Origin of the sequence: Agrobacterium larrymoorei (assembly GCF_013322225.1) — a bacterium.
GTDB lineage: Bacteria > Pseudomonadota > Alphaproteobacteria > Rhizobiales > Rhizobiaceae > Agrobacterium > Agrobacterium larrymoorei_A.
Genome location: NZ_JAAMFB010000043.1, coordinates 85,897 through 104,735, shown reverse-complemented (window position 1 = coordinate 104,735; position 18,839 = coordinate 85,897). Strand labels below are relative to the sequence as shown.

General features: G+C 60.1%; 23 protein-coding genes. 8 read left to right on the top strand and 15 right to left on the bottom strand.

Going from position 1 to position 18,839, the window contains the following annotated elements; all coding sequences use genetic code 11:
- Positions 1–77 precede the first annotated feature (77 nt).
- Positions 78–806 (top strand): transposase, encoded by a 729-nt coding sequence (locus G6L28_RS21650; protein ID WP_012478143.1) that lies wholly within the window; start codon positions 78–80, stop codon positions 804–806.
- Between the two features lie 188 nt (positions 807–994).
- On the opposite strand, the gene G6L28_RS21645 is transcribed toward G6L28_RS21650, so the two are convergent.
- The 7 genes from G6L28_RS21645 to traA form a co-directional block, all read right to left on the bottom strand.
- The gene (locus tag G6L28_RS21645) at positions 995–1,303 is read right to left on the bottom strand and encodes a transcriptional repressor TraM (protein ID WP_035258696.1); all 309 of its coding nucleotides are present in this window, start codon (positions 1,301–1,303) and stop codon (positions 995–997) included.
- A gap of 423 nt (positions 1,304–1,726) precedes the next feature.
- Positions 1,727–1,972, bottom strand: a complete 246-nt coding sequence (locus G6L28_RS23245) for a ProQ/FINO family protein (RefSeq protein ID WP_158006765.1) — start codon at positions 1,970–1,972, stop codon at positions 1,727–1,729.
- A 127-nt stretch (positions 1,973–2,099) separates the two neighbouring features.
- A complete protein-coding gene (locus G6L28_RS21635; RefSeq protein ID WP_065657600.1) occupies positions 2,100–2,690 on the bottom strand; it encodes a hypothetical protein in 591 nt (196 codons plus the stop codon).
- Positions 2,691–2,708: 18 nt separating this feature from the next.
- On the bottom strand, positions 2,709–3,338 hold the full coding sequence (locus G6L28_RS21630) for a TraH family protein (protein WP_065657599.1): 630 nt from the start codon (positions 3,336–3,338) through the stop codon (positions 2,709–2,711).
- 12 nt (positions 3,339–3,350) lie between these two features.
- Entirely contained in the window at positions 3,351–4,646 is a 1,296-nt protein-coding gene (locus tag G6L28_RS21625) for a conjugal transfer protein TraB (protein WP_081307303.1), read from the bottom strand.
- Positions 4,567–5,049 carry a conjugative transfer signal peptidase TraF gene (gene traF, locus G6L28_RS21620; RefSeq protein ID WP_410171771.1) on the bottom strand — a complete coding sequence of 161 codons (483 nt, stop codon included), beginning with the start codon at positions 5,047–5,049 and terminating at the stop codon, positions 4,567–4,569. Before traF ends, G6L28_RS21625 begins: the two co-directional genes overlap by 80 nt.
- A 44-nt stretch (positions 5,050–5,093) precedes the next feature.
- Positions 5,094–8,396 carry a Ti-type conjugative transfer relaxase TraA gene (gene traA / locus G6L28_RS21615; RefSeq protein ID WP_172691051.1) on the bottom strand — a complete coding sequence of 1,101 codons (3,303 nt, stop codon included), beginning with the start codon at positions 8,394–8,396 and terminating at the stop codon, positions 5,094–5,096.
- A 253-nt stretch (positions 8,397–8,649) separates the two neighbouring features.
- Here traA and traC point away from each other — a divergent pair, with 253 nt between their 5' ends.
- The 7 genes from traC to G6L28_RS21580 all read left to right on the top strand — a co-directional run bounded on the left by traC (position 8,650) and on the right by G6L28_RS21580 (position 12,677).
- Positions 8,650–8,946: a conjugal transfer protein TraC gene (gene traC / locus G6L28_RS21610; protein WP_065657596.1), complete on the top strand. Its 297-nt coding sequence runs from the start codon at positions 8,650–8,652 to the stop codon at positions 8,944–8,946.
- 4 nt (positions 8,947–8,950) lie between these two features.
- Positions 8,951–9,166: a type IV conjugative transfer system coupling protein TraD gene (gene traD / locus G6L28_RS21605; protein WP_065657595.1), complete on the top strand. Its 216-nt coding sequence runs from the start codon at positions 8,951–8,953 to the stop codon at positions 9,164–9,166.
- A complete protein-coding gene (gene traG, locus G6L28_RS21600; RefSeq protein ID WP_065657594.1) occupies positions 9,153–11,096 on the top strand; it encodes a Ti-type conjugative transfer system protein TraG in 1,944 nt (647 codons plus the stop codon). The genes traD and traG overlap by 14 nt, the downstream gene beginning before the upstream one ends.
- A gap of 15 nt (positions 11,097–11,111) precedes the next feature.
- Complete coding sequence (locus tag G6L28_RS21595; RefSeq protein WP_012478133.1) at positions 11,112–11,309, top strand: hypothetical protein; 198 nt, start codon at positions 11,112–11,114, stop codon at positions 11,307–11,309.
- Positions 11,310–11,311: 2 nt separating this feature from the next.
- Positions 11,312–11,824 carry a thermonuclease family protein gene (locus G6L28_RS21590; protein ID WP_234902686.1) on the top strand — a complete coding sequence of 171 codons (513 nt, stop codon included), beginning with the start codon at positions 11,312–11,314 and terminating at the stop codon, positions 11,822–11,824.
- Positions 11,825–12,053: 229 nt separating this feature from the next.
- On the top strand, positions 12,054–12,365 hold the full coding sequence (locus G6L28_RS21585; RefSeq protein WP_172691063.1) for a WGR domain-containing protein: 312 nt from the start codon (positions 12,054–12,056) through the stop codon (positions 12,363–12,365).
- 33 nt (positions 12,366–12,398) lie between these two features.
- Positions 12,399–12,677: an HU family DNA-binding protein gene (locus G6L28_RS21580; protein WP_003517400.1), complete on the top strand. Its 279-nt coding sequence runs from the start codon at positions 12,399–12,401 to the stop codon at positions 12,675–12,677.
- A gap of 149 nt (positions 12,678–12,826) precedes the next feature.
- Here G6L28_RS21580 and G6L28_RS21575 read toward each other — a convergent pair whose 3' ends face one another.
- The 8 genes from G6L28_RS21575 to G6L28_RS21540 form a co-directional block, all read right to left on the bottom strand.
- Positions 12,827–12,988, bottom strand: a complete 162-nt coding sequence (locus G6L28_RS21575; protein ID WP_174000891.1) for a hypothetical protein — start codon at positions 12,986–12,988, stop codon at positions 12,827–12,829.
- Positions 12,989–13,308: 320 nt separating this feature from the next.
- A complete protein-coding gene (locus G6L28_RS21570) occupies positions 13,309–13,620 on the bottom strand; it encodes a DUF736 domain-containing protein (protein ID WP_003517402.1) in 312 nt (103 codons plus the stop codon).
- A gap of 660 nt (positions 13,621–14,280) precedes the next feature.
- Entirely contained in the window at positions 14,281–14,904 is a 624-nt protein-coding gene (locus G6L28_RS21565) for an RES family NAD+ phosphorylase (RefSeq protein WP_080728845.1), read from the bottom strand.
- On the bottom strand, positions 14,876–15,592 hold the full coding sequence (locus G6L28_RS21560) for a hypothetical protein (RefSeq protein ID WP_065657593.1): 717 nt from the start codon (positions 15,590–15,592) through the stop codon (positions 14,876–14,878). Before G6L28_RS21560 ends, G6L28_RS21565 begins: the two co-directional genes overlap by 29 nt.
- Positions 15,593–15,739: 147 nt before the next feature.
- Positions 15,740–16,672: an ArdC family protein gene (locus tag G6L28_RS21555; protein ID WP_065657592.1), complete on the bottom strand. Its 933-nt coding sequence runs from the start codon at positions 16,670–16,672 to the stop codon at positions 15,740–15,742.
- 184 nt (positions 16,673–16,856) lie between these two features.
- The gene (locus G6L28_RS21550; RefSeq protein ID WP_065657591.1) at positions 16,857–17,276 is read right to left on the bottom strand and encodes a helix-turn-helix domain-containing protein; all 420 of its coding nucleotides are present in this window, start codon (positions 17,274–17,276) and stop codon (positions 16,857–16,859) included.
- Positions 17,277–17,390: 114 nt separating this feature from the next.
- Complete coding sequence (locus G6L28_RS21545) at positions 17,391–17,786, bottom strand: ProQ/FINO family protein (protein WP_233284305.1); 396 nt, start codon at positions 17,784–17,786, stop codon at positions 17,391–17,393.
- A 165-nt stretch (positions 17,787–17,951) separates the two neighbouring features.
- Entirely contained in the window at positions 17,952–18,551 is a 600-nt protein-coding gene (locus G6L28_RS21540; protein WP_065657590.1) for a hypothetical protein, read from the bottom strand.
- Between the last annotated feature and the right edge of the window lie 288 nt (positions 18,552–18,839).

Here is an 18,839-nt window from a genome sequence, read left to right as displayed (position 1 = left end):
CTGTAGTAGAAATTTTCATCGAACATCGGAAGTTACGTCCATAACTTTGTCGTCAGCGACGTCATCGCGGATAAACTATGGACCTTATGAAGATTTTGACAGGGGTCGAGCGTCGGCGTGACTGGTCTGATGACGATAAGCTACAGATATTGGAAGAGGCTGCCGCTTCAGGCGCAAGGATCGTGGATGTCGCCCATCGGCACGATATCCGTCCCCAGCAGATTTACACCCGGCGCAGGGAAGTTCGCGGCGACCAACCCAGTGGTTTCGTTCCTGCTGTTGCGCTGATTGCGTCGGAGCCGATCAGTGAAGCGGAGCGGCCGAATGCGACGGCCAAACCTACGACTGCGAAGCGCTCGGTAAAACCATCGCGCATTGAGATCGGTTGCAAGGGCGTTTGTGTTTTGAAGGTCGAGGCTGATACCGCACCTGACGTGCTGAAGGCGCTGATCCGCTCGTTGAAGGGGCATGATAGTGAAGGGTGCAAATTCCCGGGTCACTCTTGCCTGCGGCGTAACCGAGATGCGCAATTTAGCGCCGCCAATAATTATGCGGAGTCGGAGACGACGATGGGCGCAGGAAGGGTCACTGTCAATCGGGCCTGTGATTGTGACTTAGTCAATTCTGTTTTGTCCGAGCCGGGGTCATGGTCCTTTACTTTTACGAGAGTTCGGATGCCGCCGGTGAGGCAGTTCACCAGTTCAAGCGCGAGGCGGCCGAGTATCCTGAATTTGGAAATCGGCTTATCTCGTGAAAATTCAGATCCGCGCAATTTCGCCGGATGTGGCGCGTGTGTCACTGAATGAAGGCATCTAGAGGCTCATCAAAACCTACGAAATAATCGAAACGATTGACGACACAGATCAAGCCGGCACCCGCTGAGGAACACGATGGGCGACGCCACCACTAGACGCGCAGCTTAAGCACGTAAACCAAGCGATACAGCCATATCCGCCCTCACACGATGATTGTCCGCACTTGACTTTGCCAGCTGTCAGTTGACGACGACCTTGGGAATGAAGCCAAGAATACTGATCAAGGTTTTCACGGCGCTCATCTGCGCATGCATTTCGATGATCGCTTCAATGTATCGAACATGCTGTGGGCCGCCGGCTTCTTTTCCGGTTTTGTAGGTCTCCGGGAGAGCCTGGAAGAGTTCATCGGCTTTTGCCACCAATCGCCGGTGCGTCCTGATAGCGTCAACCGTGATGGTTTCCAGATCCGCCGGAGGTAATCCTCGCGTCAGCCCGATCAATGGGCGGAGCTCGACCTTATTCGTTACGATTGCATCTTCCAGTTCCATTCCTCACCTAACCCTGGTTGGCCGCGGTACGCCCCCGCTGACGTTGAACCCTGTGAACCCTTGCCGGGGGTTAGAATCCGAGATGAATCGGCCCTGCGACCTTTAGCCGGAGCCTGGACATACGCCGCAGGCCCCCGGACACAAAGTCAGAGGGTTCCTGGCGCCATTCCGGTCAGCGCCAACCGTTCATCTGCGGATTCTAAGCCGCAACGCAGCGCGTACTGCGTCAACCACCCTTATAAGAGTCATTCCATGGAGAAGCCAGTCGTGATGAGGATCGCGTAGGTGCAATTTTTCACGAAACCGCCGTCAGAGATGATTTCACGCGCCTGTCGGATTAGTTTTGAGCTAATTTTTCGCTTTCACGTTGCTCGCGGCGCTGCTTGCGTCGTTCCTGAACGATCAGGAAAGTCTGACGGGCGTTCAGCCGATCCTCATCTCTGACGGCGCCGAAGGGTTCACCAACATATCATGGCGCAAGGCATCCGGCCGCGCGGTCGCATAAAGATACGCCGCACTGTGCGTGTACCGGCGCAGCGCTTTGTGCAGATCCGACAGTGCCGCACCCGGTCTCAACAATCTCTCGATGTCATCATTGATCCCGATCCTGAACGGCAGGACTATCTCCCCTTCAGCCGAAGGAAGAACTGCAATTGGCCCAGTTAACAAGGCGTTTACCGCCTTGGCCGGTCCAAACGAGTACCGGTCGACCTTGATCGGACCGCGGGAGGCTTTCCATGGGCTGAGAGGCTTCGAGTTGCTGCCGTTAATTCATCCTGCCTTAGACGCGTTAGAACTAACTGAAATTCGCTGGATTGTCGAAGAACGCTTCGCATTTCGCCTTGTTAAGCCGCACATCAAAGCTCCCAAAATAGAAGTATTTGAAGCTCTTGATGAAGTGCTTGTATCCAAGTTTGTCGTAGTCCCGCGTCTGGCGGACATATGCGAAATCGAGCGTCGGCGAGCGGGAAGTCCTGCTTGAGCCGACATGCGGTGCGCGATCAGCCTCGACAATGTCGAAATGCGCGAACTTACCGTCGGGTGTCAGAAAATACTCGACGCGCCAGTTAGCGGGATCCGGTTTGGGGATCTTGATGCGGCGGGCTTTACGGAGGATGTCGGCTGCCTGCTTTGCAAGACCGCCCCTGAAAAAGTCATCCTGCTCCATCGCCCAGAAAAAATAGTCCGGGTCCGTCAGCAACAACTGCGGTAGCGTTTTACCCTTATACTTACCTATTGGCATCTCTAACCACATGATCGCCTCCGCATACACCGTGCGAAAGATATTGTGTTGATCTGGAGCGTCTTCAATGATCCGTCCGAGCTGAATATGCTGCAGGCAGCGGCAAGCCTGCAGGGAGTCCGGGTGGCGCGATTCCAATTTCATCGCACTCTGGCGGCAGGCTTAACGCTCTTGAGCGCCGATCCCCGACAGGTCGATCCTGATGCCGGCCTTGTTTGGATCAGACGAGACAGCTTCGGATGAAGCATCTTCATCTCTTGGATTTTCGCGAGAGTCGTTTTTTGTTTCGGCTTCGTCACTTTGGGTTGAAGCGGGTTGAGCAAGTTTTCCCTGACCAGGATCTTCGGCCCGAAACACCGCCAGCCCCTCAAAATATCCCGTCTGCCAAGCGATGACCGCATCATCCATAACCTGTGGCAGGACGTCTTTTGCTGTGGGATTGCCGTACCATTTAATGACGATGCGAAAGACCTTGGCAAACAGTGCTGTCCCCATGCGGATATTCTCACAAGGCTCGACCATTTCCGGCTTCAATTGACCGGCCTCGACGATTCCGACCCCTGCCGGATACTGGGTGATGCCAACGCGAACGGTGTTGCGTCCGAGATTGTCGCGGATGAGAGCCAAAGCCTCTTCCGGCGTTGTCGGCTTTGGCACCAGAACCATGCTGTTGCCTGAGCGCACGGTGACAGCCAGCGGATCCTGCGATCCTGCCTTCGCGATGAATTTCTCGACGATTGCTGGCTTCAGGGAGGGGTCGGCGCATTGCTGGACAAGGACGGCATCGAGCATCCCGGGTACTCCCTATGTGTTGAAGGTCATAACGACGGGCAGGTCAAAGAGCCTTGCCCAGGCTGAGACGCTCGCTTTTTGGATTGCGACGATCGATGTGTTTTCCGTCCACCAGCCATTGCCGACGGCAACGATCACCTCGGGCGAGTGCAGCATCGATTGAAGGATCGGCCAGAGAATGAGCTGCTCGTAGCAAATCAGCGGCGCGACCCTTGCTCCGTCAACCTCAACCACCGGATTGCCGAAGAAGTCGGCCCGCGCGCCACCTCCTTGCCCGGTCCATGGCAACCATGGTTGCCACATCGATCCGGGAACCGGCATGCGCTCGCGATAGAGGATGTTCGATTTATCGGCCGATATCGCCACCATCACATTGTCGTAGCCTTTGGGATCGACGACGGCAGCACCAGCGATGACGATGCGGTCCGAGCCGCGGAGACCTTCACGCCAGAGCCGCGCAACGGTCGGCGTCCAGAAGCCGAGCGCACTTTCGGGCAGCACCGCAACATGTACGTCCGGCTGCTCAGCAATCGTCCGACGCACTGTCGCGATCAGGTCACGGTGATAGTTAAGCGAGCCATCGCGCCCAAGGTCTCCCCCTCGTTTCAGATCGACGGCCATCCATCCGGGTGTTAGTTTCGGGGGCGTCCAGTTCGTGGCGGACCAGACGTAAAGTCCTCCGAGGACTGCGACCGCGATTTGCCATCTTCGACCGGTCATGAGGACCAACAGGATCGCGGTCGCGCCAAGGCCTGACCAACCCCGCCCGGGAAACAAGACGCCGGCGGCTGTCAGCGGATGCGCCCAGCCCGTGATGCCAAATGGCGGCAGTCCTGTCAGCGCCATGGCGAGCAGATAGCGGAGCGCTCTCGCCGCGTCCGTCCCCCTCTTCCCCGAAGAGTCTCCGCCACGAGGTTTCGTCCAGCACACTGCATGGACGATGACGAAGGATGCGGAAGCCATCACCCAAAGCGCCAGACCGGGCCAAAGATCGGCGGCATAGAAGTTCGCCACGCCCTGCGGCAATCCGCGCGAGGCCGCCAGGAAATAGCCCGCCGCAACAAGTGCGGCGATCATACGTGACGGCGCCATTGCCCAGAGCAACGGAAAGAACATGGCGAGCGGGAGAAGAAGCACCTCGCCGCTCCAGCCGATCCTCCCACAGGCAATCGAGGCGATGATCAGAAGGATGGGTTTCCAGCGCTCGTTCCTCTGGTCGTCACCGCGATCACGGATCGAAGGTGAGGACCGGCCGCGCCAGGCCGACCAGACCGGAATCCGGAACCGGGCCAAAGTATCGACTATCATAGGAGCTCGCGAAGGATGAGTGAAGGAAGAGATGATACGGCGGCACAACGCCGCCGGGATCAGGCAAGAGCATCCTGCCCTCGCCGTCCGTGCGCCACACAGACGATGCGGGAACCAGACGACCGTCGATGAACACGCGATCGGTGATGTCGACACGCTGTCCGGGAAGTGCTGCGACCGTCTTGATCAGCGGCGCAAAGCCGCCGGCGCAAAGCCCTCGGCGCAGATATCCGCGCCGCCATGCGTCTGCGAAGACAGCTGTCATGGGTGGGCATAAAAACACCAGATCGCCGATCGCGACCGGACGCTGAAGCTCTTCGATACGCCAGAGGCCGAGCGGCTCGCTTGGGGTCAGGTTCAGGCGATAGCCACCCGTGAACGCCGTCGCCGTCACTACGGACATGACGACGGCGGCGCCCGCGAGAAACTGAAGAATCCTCTTCCGTCTCATTGCTTCAGCACCGGTGCCTGGCGCTGGGTTAGACGCTGTTCCTCGGCTTGCCTTAGCGATTGAGCGGTGCGCTCGTGGGCCGCGAGCTGTTGCGCTGTCCGCATCACCGGCCAGGCTTGTTTGAGCTGCTGCTTCTGCTCCGGCGTCATGCCCTCAGAGAGTTTTTCGTACAGCGTTCCGGAAGGCTCGCGCGCGGCGTTGTTCAGCAGCGTTCGTTCCCCGAACCGCTCCGTAACCGACTGACTGAACCCGTCGATTTCGAGCTTGGTTTCACGATTGCTGAGCGCGTAGGCCATCGCCGCCGGAAGATCGTTGCGGTCGATGGCGTCACGCACCCGCTCCAGCACAACACGCGCTGCCGGCGACAGTGCCGGAATGTCGATCGAGACCCGCTGGCGCAGCGTCTGCTCGTCCGCCTGGTGCCGCATCGTGGCAGTCTCGCGCATCTGAAGATATTGCTCAAGATCGCGCTTGAGAGAAGGCACATTCACCTCGGCGATGCGACGTGCCTCGCGCTCTGCCTTGCCTGCCAGAATGCCGGTCTTGCCCTTCAATGGACCGATAGTCTCCGGCTCCGCCTCAAGCTTTTGGAGGACCTGCTTCGCCATCTCCTTATCTGCCAGAACCGTATCGAAGTTGATGGCGCGGAAGGCGGTTACGGGATCGGCGAAGACGTAGCGGAAGCGCGCCGAGACCTCCTCCCATTGCTGCTTCAGCGTGGGATCGGCGCCGAGCTTGTCACCGATCGTGTCGGCAACAGAGCCGGAGAATGTCTTGATGCCTGCGACCATGGGCGCGGCCTCCTTCATCGTTTGGGTTTTTGGGGATTGGTCGGAGCCGAGGCGCTCACCGAGCGCACGAAGCCTATGAACGAGATCGGAAACCTTTGTTTTTTGGCGCAGCGTCCAGTCGAGCCGGTCGCGCAGCATTGTTCGAGCCACCTGCATGATGTGCAGGCCACGGTTTTCGGCAAAGCGGAGGGCCTCGCGGTAGAGTTTGCCGCGCTCGTAATCGAGCGTCGTCTCCTTGGCGTTCTTTCGAGAAAGAACCTTTGCCAGGCCACCGTTGAAGGCGAAGGAACGGCGCCCGTAATAGAGCTGAAGATCCTCGCGATGGCGGGTCATCGCGACATAGGTCAGATGCCGATCGAGCGACAGAGAGGCCAGCACCTTGACCCTGTCGACAGTGGCGCCCTGAGACTTGTGGATGGTCGTCGCATAGCCGTGATCGAGATTTCTGTAGAAGCGTTGTTCGACCACAACATGCCGCCGATGATCCCGATCCCCGACCACCGCAACGATGCGGTTCGGCGCAGCCTCAACGACATGGCCGATCATGCCGTTCTTTACCCCAAGTGAGGTCTCATTCTTCAGGAAGACGATCTGATCGCCTGCGTCGAAACGGCGTTCGCCGTCAGCCGTTCTAAAGACGTGGCCCTCGCCGACGATGCCGCGCTCGACCAGCTTCTCGCGCGCCATGACGTTGAGCATGCGCACGTCGCGGCGCAGATGGGCGAGGATCAATGTCGTCTTCGTCTGGTCGTAATCATGGTTCCAGTGGGCGATCAGGCGCTCAACCGCTTCCGCCTTCAGACGTTCGCCAACAATTCCCGCATTGGCATTGTAGAGCGCCAACGCCTTCTCGACATTGCCGCGCGCCAGATCGAGCGACGCCTTGCGCATCCAGTCCTCGCGCTGGCGATAGATCGTTTCGAGTTCAGCGTAACCAATCCGATCGACAATGGCGCGGAAGGCAGCGCCCGCCTCAATGGGCTGCAGCTGTTCGGGGTCGCCGACCAGCACGATCTTTGCCCCTGCCCTGACGACGGCATCGACAAAGCCCGCCATCTGTTTCGAGGCTACCATGCCGGCCTCGTCCATGACGAAGACGGTCTTATTGTCGAGCACGTCACGACCGCGGTTCCAGCGCAGCTCCCAGGATGAGAGCGTGCGGCTCTCGATGCCGGCTTCGCTCGAAAGGCCCTCCGCCGCTTTGCCGGCGAGCGCGCCACCAACGACACGATATCCGGCCAGCTCCCACGCCTCCCGCGCCGCCTTCATCATCGTGGTCTTGCCAGCACCCGCGCGTCCGACGACGGCGGCGATACGGGCAGGTCCTGCAATGCGCTCGATCGCTGCTTTCTGCTCGTCGGACAGCCGCTCATGCCGCTTGAACGTGGCTTCGAGAGCGGAGTGGGAAACGCCCCTTCCCTCCCGGTTCGACAGCCATGTTGCCTGCCACGCCATCGTCGCTTCCAGCCGAATCATCGCTCGCGTCGAATAACGCGCCGGCACTTTCTTTGCGGTCGCAAAATCGATCGTTTCGCGCTGCAGCCGCAGCACTTCCGGGTTCAGGATGATCCTGACCATGAGTTGTTGGAAGAATGCGGGATCGTCGATATAGCGATGCAATACCTTGGCTATATCGCGCTCATCGAAGACGCTCTTCTCGCGCGTAATCAGGTCAAGCACGATGGCTGGGTTGTTCAGAATGCGGCGCGTGTTTTCGCTTCGCCGCTCTTCGTTCAATTCGATGCGCTCAAGCTCTGGCCGGACGCCCTGGTCCTGCGCCTTGCGCTCGATCGCCTTGGCGCCAACGCCGAGATGGATGGTGGGCTCAAGTTCGATACCCTGCTTCTCGTAGGAGCGTCCATCGATGCGAAGATCGATCTCGGCAAGCGCCAAATGATGGTTCAGCCGTTCGAACCAACCGTCGCGCAGCACGTTGAAGTCATCCGTCGATCCGGCCCAGAGCTCATAGAGGATTTTCCCGGACTTCGTGCGGACAGGCTGGCCGTCCTTGGCGGTGACCGCCACCTTCTTCGATCCGAAACCATCTTCGGTCAGCGGCCGCAATGTGGTCATCAGGTGGATATGCGGGTTGCCGGGATTGTCGTGGTAGACCCAGTCGGCGACCATGCCTTTCGCCCGGATGTGTTTCTCGACGAAATCACGGACCAGGGCGATGTTCTGCTCGGGTGTGAGCTCCAGCGGCAGTGCAATCGTCAGGTCGCGGGCCAGCTGCGCGTCGGAGCGTTTTTCGAAAGCCTCGACCTTGTTCCAGAAGGCTTCGACCGCGCCCGAAACCGCACGATCCGCAATGAGCGCTTTCGCCCATTTCGGGGCATCGGCAGGAAGCATGAATTCCTCATGCAGCAAGCCCTGCTTGCGCGTGTAGTCGATGGTGCGGGCTTCACGCTCGTATTCCATCTTCGCGCAGTGCCGGTAGGCCGCGGACAGCACCACGCTGCGGCCGTCGCCGCGGCTGATGATGCTGGCTGAGAAGTGTGCGATGGCCACGGCGATAAAAGCTCCCGGTTCGAACCTTGTTCGTCGGGAGCGGCCAGGCGATTCCGGGCCTCTGAGCAAGACGTCGCGCCACGACGTATAATTGCGCCCTTGGACCCTTGGAGCCATTCCTTCGGAACAGTCGGGATCATCCACCAAAGCGAGCGATCTGCCGATGTGCAGATCTGCACATGTCTTTTCCAGCGCATCCGGGAGACTCTGGGCGTCGCAAGAGCAACGCCCAGAGTTCAAAGGAGCAACCGGAATGAAGAAGCCGTCATCGAAGATCAGGGAGGAAATCGCAAGACTCCAGGATCAGCTCAAGCAGGCCGAGACCCGTGAGGCCGAACGCGTTGGTCGCATCGCACTGAAAGCCGGCCTCGGGGAGATCGAGATCGACGAGGCGGACCTTCAGGCGGCCTTGGAGGAGATCGCCAAACGGTTTCGCGGAGGCAAAGGTATTGCAACCGGAAAGAAGGATTCCGGAGATGGCCGAAACGCAAGCGGGGCCTCCACGGCGCAGTCGTCTGGCGCGGATGCGGGCGGCATTGGTGAGGCTTGAGCGGATGGCAAAGACGATAACATCAGATGCGCGCAAGAAGGGCACGCGCGAAAAAATCGAACTCGGCGGCCTGATCGTCAAAGCCGGACTGCGCTACGAGAAGCGTTCTCTGCTGCTCGGCCTGCTGATCGACGCCAACAGACGGATCAGGGGCGACGAGACGGAGAAGGCCCGGCTGGCGGCAATCGGCGCGGAGGCCTTTGGCAATGAGGGCGAATAGGCTGCTACTGGCAATCCTGCCCGCGGCGATCATGCTCGCGGCGATGATCCTGACGTCAGGCATGGAATATCGGTTGTCGGCGCTCGGAACATCAGCGCAAGCGAAGCTGATGCTGGGAAGGGCTGGTCTCGCCCTGCCTCATGTGGTGGCTGCCGCGATCGGCGTCGTCGCGCTCTTTGCCGCCAATGGTTCGACGCATATCAAGGTGGCCGGTTTGAGCGTTCTGGCAGGAAGTGCTGTGGTCATCATCATCGCCATGACACGCGAAACGATCCGCCTGGCTGGTGTTGCCGGCAATGTGCCAGCTGGCCAAACGGTTCTCGCATATGCCGATCCGGCAACGATGATTGGCGTTGGCGTCGCCTTCATCGGAAGCGTCTTTGCCTTGCGGGTTGCGATCAAGGGGAATGCAGCCTTCGCAATGGCTGCACCAAAGCGGATCGGTGGCAGGCGTGCAGTCCATGGCGAGGCCGACTGGATGAAGATGCAGGAGGCCGGAACGCTGTTTCCTGAGCACGGCGGCATCGTCATCGGCGAGCGGTATCGCGTTGATCGCGATAGTGTTGCCGCCATGCCGTTCCGGGCCGATGACAAGCAAAGCTGGGGCGGCGGCGGCAAGGCGCCACTGCTCTGCTTCGATGGTTCCTTCGGCTCGTCGCATGGCATCGTCTTTGCCGGTTCCGGTGGATTCAAAACGACCTCAGTAACAATACCGACCGCGCTCAAATGGGGCGGCGGTCTCGTTGTGCTGGATCCGTCAAGCGAGGTTGCTCCGATGGTCAGCGAGCACCGGCGCCAGGCCGGCCGGAAGGTGATCGTGCTCGATCCCACAGCGTCTGGTGTCGGCTTCAATGCGCTGGACTGGATTGGCCGTCATGGCAATACGAAGGAAGAAGACATCGTCGCCGTCGCCACCTGGATCATGACCGACAATGCACGCACAGCGTCCGCCCGCGACGACTTCTTTCGCGCCTCGGCCATGCAGCTTCTAACCGCACTCATCGCCGACGTTTGTCTGTCCGGCCATACCGATGAGAAAGAGCAGACGCTGCGCCGTGTCCGGGCTAATCTTTCCGAACCGGAGCCCAAGCTTCGGGCACGTTTGACGAAGATTTATGAACAGTCGGAATCCGACTTCGTGAAGGAGAACGTCGCGGTTTTCGTCAACATGACGCCGGAGACGTTTTCCGGTGTCTACGCCAATGCGGTCAAGGAAACACACTGGCTGTCGTACACGAACTATGCCGCCCTCGTTTCTGGTGACAGTCTCTCAACTGACGATCTCGCCGAGGGCGGAACGGACATCTTCATCGCACTTGATCTGAAGGTGCTGGAAGCGCATCCCGGCCTGGCGCGTGTCGTCATCGGCTCGCTGCTCAACGCCATTTACAATCGCAATGGTGATGTGAAGGGGCGCACGCTATTTCTGTTCGATGAAGTGGCCCGTCTCGGATTCCTGCGCATCCTTGAAACGGCCCGCGATGCCGGTCGCAAATATGGCATCACGCTAACGCTGATCTTCCAGTCGCTCGGCCAGATGCGCGAGGCTTATGGAGGGCGTGATGCGACGAGCAAATGGTTCGAATCCGCATCCTGGATTTCGTTTTCTGCAATCAACGATCCCGACACCGCCGACTATATCTCGAAGCGCTGCGGCGACACCACCGTTGAGGTCGATCAGACCAACAGATCGTCCGGAATGAAGGGATCGTCGCGGTCGCGGTCCAAGCAGTTGAGCCGCCGACCACTGATCCTGCCGCACGAGGTGCTGCGGATGCGCGCCGATGAACAGATTGTCTTCACCTCGGGCAATGCACCCCTTCGATGCGGGCGCGCCATGTGGTTCCGGCGCGAGGACATGAAGGCCTGTGTCGCAGAGAACCGGTTTCAGAAAAACTCTTTCGGCACGGACAATCCGGCTTTGAATTAGATCGAGGGAGCAACCATGAGATATTGGGAAGCCTGTGAAGCACAGGTCACAGCTGAAGAGGCAATCGAAGAATGCCGCATCCACGAGATCGACGCCGTTGCCCGCCAGCTCGACAGCGCCATCATCGATCTGCAGACCGGTGATGTCATCGCTTATGTCGATGAGGCGGGAGAATATTCTGGCGCCGATATTCTTGGATATCTGGGATATTGATGATGAACGGTGAAGTGAGGTCCATGGCCTCGATGGCAAGGAACGAAACCTGTCAACCAGCTCACAAAATCCGGCGTTCGTCACGGAAGTCAGTGTGGTTGCTCGTGCTGTTTTGCGCAATGATCGGGACGGCACAAACGGGCGATCAGCTCCGAGCGTCGTTCACGCTGTGCGATACGGGAAGACGGACGACCTGCGTTGTGGACGGGGACACCTTCTGGCTGGAGGGCGTCAAGATCCGCATTGCCGATATCGACGCGCCGGAAATCTCGCAGCCGGCCTGTGAAGAGGAACGCCTGGCCGGCGAAGCAGCAAAGTTGCGATTGCTCCAGCTGCTCAATGCGGCGGCCGAATTTTCGCTGGTGGCTGGTGTACGGGACGAAGATCCTTATGGCCGAAAGCTGCGTATCGTTTCACGCGCAGGCAAGTCGCTCGGCGAGCAGCTGGTGCGGGAGAAGCTTGGCCGACGCTGGGGCAGCCCCCGGATCGATTGGTGTGGCGGCGATATGCACTGAAAGGTCGCCTGCCTGCATCCGCCGTAGTGTTTCCGCGAGAGGATCGTCACCGGAATCGGCCGAAACCGCGTTGCGGGTTCGGTGAGCGGAGCGAGTAGAACCGTGCGGCGAAGCCGTCTCACCCAACCGGAGCCGATTACCGATATTCATCACGAAAATGAATCGAAAGTGGCCATTCGATTCAGAAGTGTCGTTGGACCGTAGCGTGAAGATCGACGATCATGCGGGGATGGGTATTCATCACTACCAGCTTTATTGCCAGAGGATCGACGCCAACAGGAACATGGCCCGATATTACGCGCTTGCGATCCGGCCAACCCTGTTCGGAGAAACCGCGTTGGTACGGACATGGGGACGGATCGGCAAGGCGGGCGGGGAGATGACCGAGGTGTTCGGCAATGAGAATGATGCGATATCGCGCTTTCTCGAATTGTTACTGCAGAAGCGCAAAAGGGGCTATCAACCGGCAAGAAGCTGTGGAAACCCCTGCAGGAGCGCCACTCTAAGGACAACGCCGCATGACAACGTAACGATCGCCTGAAAGGGTTTTCCCGTCTTTAACGAGGAAACCGTCATGACCACAACCAATGAAATCGCCGAAAAGATCGCATCCGAACAGAACCTGACCAAAGCCCAGGCGAAATCGATCGTCGAAACCGTCTTCGCGTCGATCACGACGGCAGCCACGTCCGGAGCGGAAACATCTATCCCGGGATTCGGCAAGTTCAAGATCAAGGATACCCCGGAGCGTGAGGCTCGCAATCCGGCAACCGGCGCCACCATCAAGGTTGCCGCTGCGAAGAAGCTTACGTTTCAGCCTGCCAAAGCACTGAAAGATGTGCTGAACAAGTGAGCCGCACCGCGGTAAGCGGGGTCATCAGGGGGGAGCCGCCAAAGGCAGACGGCGCAGCGTCATCGGCGCTGCTTGCCATCACGCTTAAGCTGATCTCGATCTCGATGGCAATCGGACGGTGGTGGCAGCATTGCGGGTGTATGCCACCCTCAGAAGGGCGGCACGGCGTCAACGGAACCGTCCTGCTCGGCCATGATAACGGCCAGTTCGGCCAGAGCCAGTTCCAGCTCCGCGGCAATCTGGCGACGCTCGTCAGGGTGGCAATGGTTCATCTCGGGGCGCAGTTCTTCGATATGTTGTTCCAGTAGCATCGTCATCTCCTTGACGTTTGAGAAAGATGACGCCGCGGGGCGTGAGGAAATGACGGGGTCAGGGATCGCGTCGGCGACCGCCAGAGGCGGCGAGTGGGGTGCCGGTTTTGTTGAAGCGCAGGGAACCGGAGCGGAAGCAAAATCGGGGGGCCACGCGAAGTCCTTGAGGCCGGCATTTGCTCGCGGCACGATTGGTCACTCTGAGCAGACCCCGCCTCTCCGTATCGCGACCGGAAGAAGAAGCGGGCTAGATGCCCGGTTCCTTCTTGGTTTGAACAAGGGAAAAGCCCCGCCGTTTCCGGCAGGGCTTCCGTCTTTGATCAGGCGTCGCGCTTCGGGCGGTTCCAGACCAACGTATAGTCGCCTTCCCTCTCGGTCGGCCAAAGTGCCGCATTGATCGGGGCCGGAAAGCTCGGATCGTCGAGCTTGACCGAGATGTAGGGCTCTCCGTCGCCGGAAACCTGGCTCCAGGCGGCGCCGACTTCGGCCGCTCCGGACATGATCCGGAAGTCGGGAGCGTCGCGGGATGTGCGTTCGATCGGGTTCAGGCGGGCCTTCATGGAGACCGTCAGAGTGCGTACGTGGCCGAGGATGGTGTTGCCGTTGGTGGTGAATTCGCCGATGATTGCCATTGTCGTGATCCTTTCGGTTTGATCGGGCCGCGACCATCGCGTCCTCGATGACTGTCGATTTGATCGGGGACGATCGGACCGCATCCCCAGGGACCGGAATGCAATGGAGGGCGGCGGGAGACGGCTTTCTTGGACCGCGAGGAATGCGAACGCAGGTCGCAGGGGAAGAAAGGTGGCGATGCCGTTGCGGGCGAACGATCGAGGCGCAGCCGCTCTTCGATCAGACATGTCAAATCGAGGCCGCGTTGGCCGCGCCCACTTCCTATGCCCGAATGGATGGCAGCAATGGCCACATCGATCGTTTGGGAATTTGCCGGGCCAATGCGACGAGTCCGCAGAGCGTCGCCGAACTTTCCGTCTCGATGGCGGCTCCGGTTTCAGATCGGTTACATGTCGTCCATGCATGCTCTTGTTCGCCAAAAATTATCCGTTGTTGGCAAGACGCAGGGGCCAGTCACAACAACATCGTTTCGTGCCCGCACGAGGTAAGATCGTGTCCGCTGACACCGGACCGGACAAGCCGCGCTGTCCGTTCCAGAATTTGCGATCAGCATATTCTGTCCTGCACTCAATCGCAGCTGATTGATGCCGCCCCCTCGGTCGACGGTGGGTGTGTCCACGGATCCATGTCGCGGCCATGAACGAAAGTGAGGATACCTCTCAAGGAGAGCGAGCGCTCCGGACCGAGACACCGATTTCCTTCAGTGCAGGAACTAGGCCCGGGTGTCGAAGAAGCTCGATTGCCGGCGTCGCCGCGAGCTTGCGCGTCACCGCACGGTCGTAGACCGCCAGACAATGGGCGCCTGTCAACCGCGATGCGTACAACAATCCGTCGGCATCGAAGGACCCGTAGACGGCCTCGCTCAGCGCCTGCCCATCGTTGTGTGTTTTCGCACGGGCAGCATCGGTACTAACTCCTAGCTTGAGCAGACCGGTGGTTCTCAGATCGAGGACGGTCAAGGGATCGACAGCGGAAACCTCGGCAATCGCCCAGTCTTCGAACTCTGTTTCATCAAGCACCCGGTCGGCGCTGCCCTCGAAGCGGTCACGCACGATCGTTTCGGCAATCGCCGTCGGCAGATCCTGCGCGATGTAGGCCAGGCGAAATCGCCTGTGTGGGCTGGAAAAGCGGCTATTGCCAAAGCCCATGCCGAGTGGCGTCGCCATGTGAGCACGCGGCAAAACGCGCAACCAGGCATTCGGCCGAAACGCCAGTGCGAGATCGGCAACTGTTTTGGGATCGAGCTTCACAGTGTCAGCCGAAATCACGCTCGGCCGCAGCAAGGACCTCGTCCAGACGACCATTTTTCATGAGATCCAACGGTGAGCCGCCGATATCGGGCTTTGTCCGGATCAACCACTGCCAGGCGACACGAGGATTGGCGATGATCCGCGTCACCTGAGCCATGCCCTCTACCGGGCGTCCATCGACGAACTGCGCCAATGGAAAGACATGCTTGCGTTCGCCCCTCAGCAGGCCAATCACCGCGCCACGCCTCTGCCAGTCGTGCAGCGTCGACCGTTTCGTGCCAAATGTCTTTTCGATCTCGGCCGGTCCCGCGACAGGACCGGCCCAGTCCTCGAGACGCGTCGGCTCTGCAAAAGCTGCAAGTCTGCGCCTTCCTTCATCGAGATCGACGGGCGCGGGAAGACCGGCGCCCTGACTGACCTCGACGGACTTGCCAACCGCAAGCGGCGCGAGGCGGACGTCCGCCTCCGCGATGAGGCCAGCGACCGCGACCGCGACGGCTTGCGCCAGCTCGCGCTCGTCGGCAACGAGCCGGCGTTGCTGGTCGGCGGCAAGACGTGCGGTTGCTGCGGTGACTGCGGCGACGACACGCCCCGTCGCGGCAAGCGCCGTCTTGGAAAGACGTGGATTATGACGGGCGAGGACCTCGACGACGTCGGCAATGGCCGCCGGGTTCAACCCAGACAAGGAGGTTGCTGACGATTTTCTGACGGATGTGACCATGTTCCTGCTCCTATCATCTACCACGATAGATAGTACAGATTGTCCGGAATGTCTAGATTGTAGGTCACATTCCCATGGGGCGGATAGGTCCACAGAAAGCTATTGTTTTGCTCGAACCAAAGGACGCCCAAAAAGAGACGAGCGCGATTACGCTACCTCCCTCGTCGCGCAGGCATCCGCCCTTGGCTGAAGACCGTGGAGATAATTGACCGCCCGCTGCGCATGGGCGGCCGCCTGGAAAATTGCCCGTTTGTCGTTGGCCAGCACCGAGAGCCATGACTGCAGATAGGACGCGTGATCCGGCCGCGGCTCAAGTTCCGGCGCGATACCGAGGTCAGCGCAGAGGAAGCAACTGCCAAGTTCGGCAATGAGTTCTTCCCGCGCTCGCTCCGTCCGGTCCTTGGCATAGCGCGACAGGTCGCGTCCCACGCGATGTTCTGCCGCCGTCCAGTGGGTCGCCTCATGGCTGAGGACTGCCGCATACCCGGCGGCATCGCGGAAGGCTTCGAACGGTGGCATCTGGATATAGTCCATGGCCGGAGAATAGTATGCCTGTTTGCCGCCGTGCCGAATGACTGCGCCGGTATTGCGGAAGAACTCGTCGGCGTGACCGATGCGCTCGATCGGGCTCAGGAGCGGTTCGGGTACGCCATGATAGTGGTCAGGCAGGCCGTCGATCTGCGCCACGTTGAACACCGTGTACGATTTAAGGAACGGAATATCGCGCTCCACCTCGCCGCCATTGCTGTCGGTCTCCGACTTGGTGAAGCGGCTTGCATAGATGACCGTCGTTCCGGTCTCGCCCTTGCGAACAGCTCCATCCAGCTGCAAGGCCTGTTTGAACGTCATCCATGTCGGCGAGACATAGCCCCTCGCTGTGCTCTCCGACCACAACAGCAGCACGTTGAGGCCACTATAGGCTTCGCCATTGTGGCGTAGCGGCCGGCTGATCCGTCCCGTCGTGTTTACGGCCGACCACGGCTTCATCCATGGACGCACGCCTTTTTCCAGGTCAGCGACGATCCTGTCGGTGATCCGCGCATAGAGATCGACGCGTTCGCCCTGCTTATTTCTCTTCATTTCGTTGAACCTCCGTTTTCGGAGGTCGCGACCATCGCGACCCCGTCGCGGTGGTCCAAAAGCCGGGCAGATCAGGGATGAGCGCACGCGGAACGCGCCGTAACAACGTGAAGGAGGGCGAAGCCCTTGCGCGAAACCCTAGCCCCGGCAGGACCGGAGGCGGGACGGGTCGCGATGAGACCGATTATTGCGCCTCTTCCTCGGCGCGAGCGAGCGACTTCACCAGCAGGACAACTTTCTGCCGCACGGCAGCCGAAGGGATCTGCATAAAGGCGCGGTTGAGATTGAAGCCTTCCCTCGAAGACAGGAACAGCGCAACCTCGTCGGTCTCGCGTGTGATATGGGGATTATCGTCGTCTTGCCGCCCACCCTGGTTTCCGTCGAAGAAATAGGACATCGGAACATCCAGCGCCGTCGCGATCTGGCTGAGGCGGCTGGCGCCCACGCGGTTGGCGCCCTTCTCGTATTTCTGGACCTGCTGGAAGGTCACGCCAAGCTTGCCCGCCAATGACTGCTGGGACATCCTTAAAAGCTTCCGCTTCAGCTTAATACGGGCGCCGACTTCGACGTCGATCGCGTGCGGGGCTTTCCTTGTATCACTCAATTATCCGGCTCCTTCCGCATGTGATGGCTGCAGAATGAAGCAACAATTGTATCCGTTGCAAGGCCGCATTCTCATACGCGCATGATCGAAGGGAGGATTTCCCCGGCTTTGAAACTACTTGTCCGGGCTTGGCCCGGTTGCAACCTCTTCGGTCCGCCCAGCCTCTGCCGACGTCTGTCTCTCTCGCCGGATTTCCTCGACGCGCAACTGCGCTGACAGGCGATCCGCCTCATCGACCGGAGTGACAGGTGTACCGGTTGCATCATGACGCATGGCGTCCGGCTGCGCGCTCGCCAGCAGATAGTTCTTCGAGCGCGCATAGGCGGCAATCGCCCTGCGCAGGCGCACTGCCGGCACATCGGGTTGCAACGAGGAGCGGAACGTATCGAATATGCCGATCACAAACGGTAGGATCGGATCACCGTCTTTTACGGGAAGAACCGGCGCCGGGGTCGAAAGAAGCGCGTTGATGGCCGCGGCCTTTCGCAAATCGGAGGCGTTGGCCAACACGGGTCCCTGTGACTTCGGCCAAGGTTTGGTCCTGGGGGCTGAAACGGTTTCCATGGATATCCTTTCGAAATCGATCTCCTCGCATATAAGCATGCAGTTCTGACGAAAACAGGACAACCGTCTATGTGAAGGTCTGGCGGGGCTGGAGCCCCGCCGCGATGGGTGTTACTCGAAGGCGGATAGCTGCGCTGCGGCTGCCTTGCGGTCGAGCGTCTGGCCGGGGTTCTCGACCGGGCGGTCGAACGGCTTCCAGGTTTCGCCGACCACTTGCTCATAGGCAGCAACAGCGCCGACGGCTGCCATTCTGAGCGCATGCGCCTGGATACCCATGTCAGCTGCGAATTCGCGCTTGCGCTGGGCGGCGCTGTCGTAACCGACCGGACCGTCGAGATCCTCGTCGCGGGCATCCGCAGCACTCTTGGCGGTGGCGTCCCGCGCCTCAGTGACGGCGCGGGAGTAGAACTGGCCAGCGCCATGGGCCGATCCGACATAGGCGCCGACGATGCGCTGCAGATGGATCTGCATCGCCCGTTCGCCAAGGCCATCGGAAAGAGCAGTTGCGGTCTCGACGATCAGGCGCTCGTGCATGTCGCGGATGCCGTCGCTATCGAGAATGGCGGTGCCAAAACTTTCGGCGATCCGGAGCGCCTGGGTTTCGTCGGGGCATGCAAGGCGGACCATTTCGAGGGTGGCGCCTTTGCGCAGCGGCACGACGCGCGCGGAGGGGCGAGCTGATTGGCGGGACTGGGTGGTGGACTTTGCCATGATTGGTTTCCTTCTTGCTTCACCGAAGCGTCGGCCCCCTGGCCGTTCCGTCCTTCGGTGCGGCGACAAGGAACCGGCGCAAACCGGGCGGTTCAGGGTCCGGGCAGGCCAGATCGAGCGAAGAAGGCATGCGGTCAAGCGGGGCTGCCCAAGCCCTTGCGAAGCCCGCGTGCCTGCTTTGTCGAGAGCGGCATGACCGGCCGCCCCGCGGCGCGACAGCGGCCTTGAACCGAACGGGCGCCGGTTCAGACCGCCACGAAACCGAAGGACGGAACGGCCAGAGGCAAA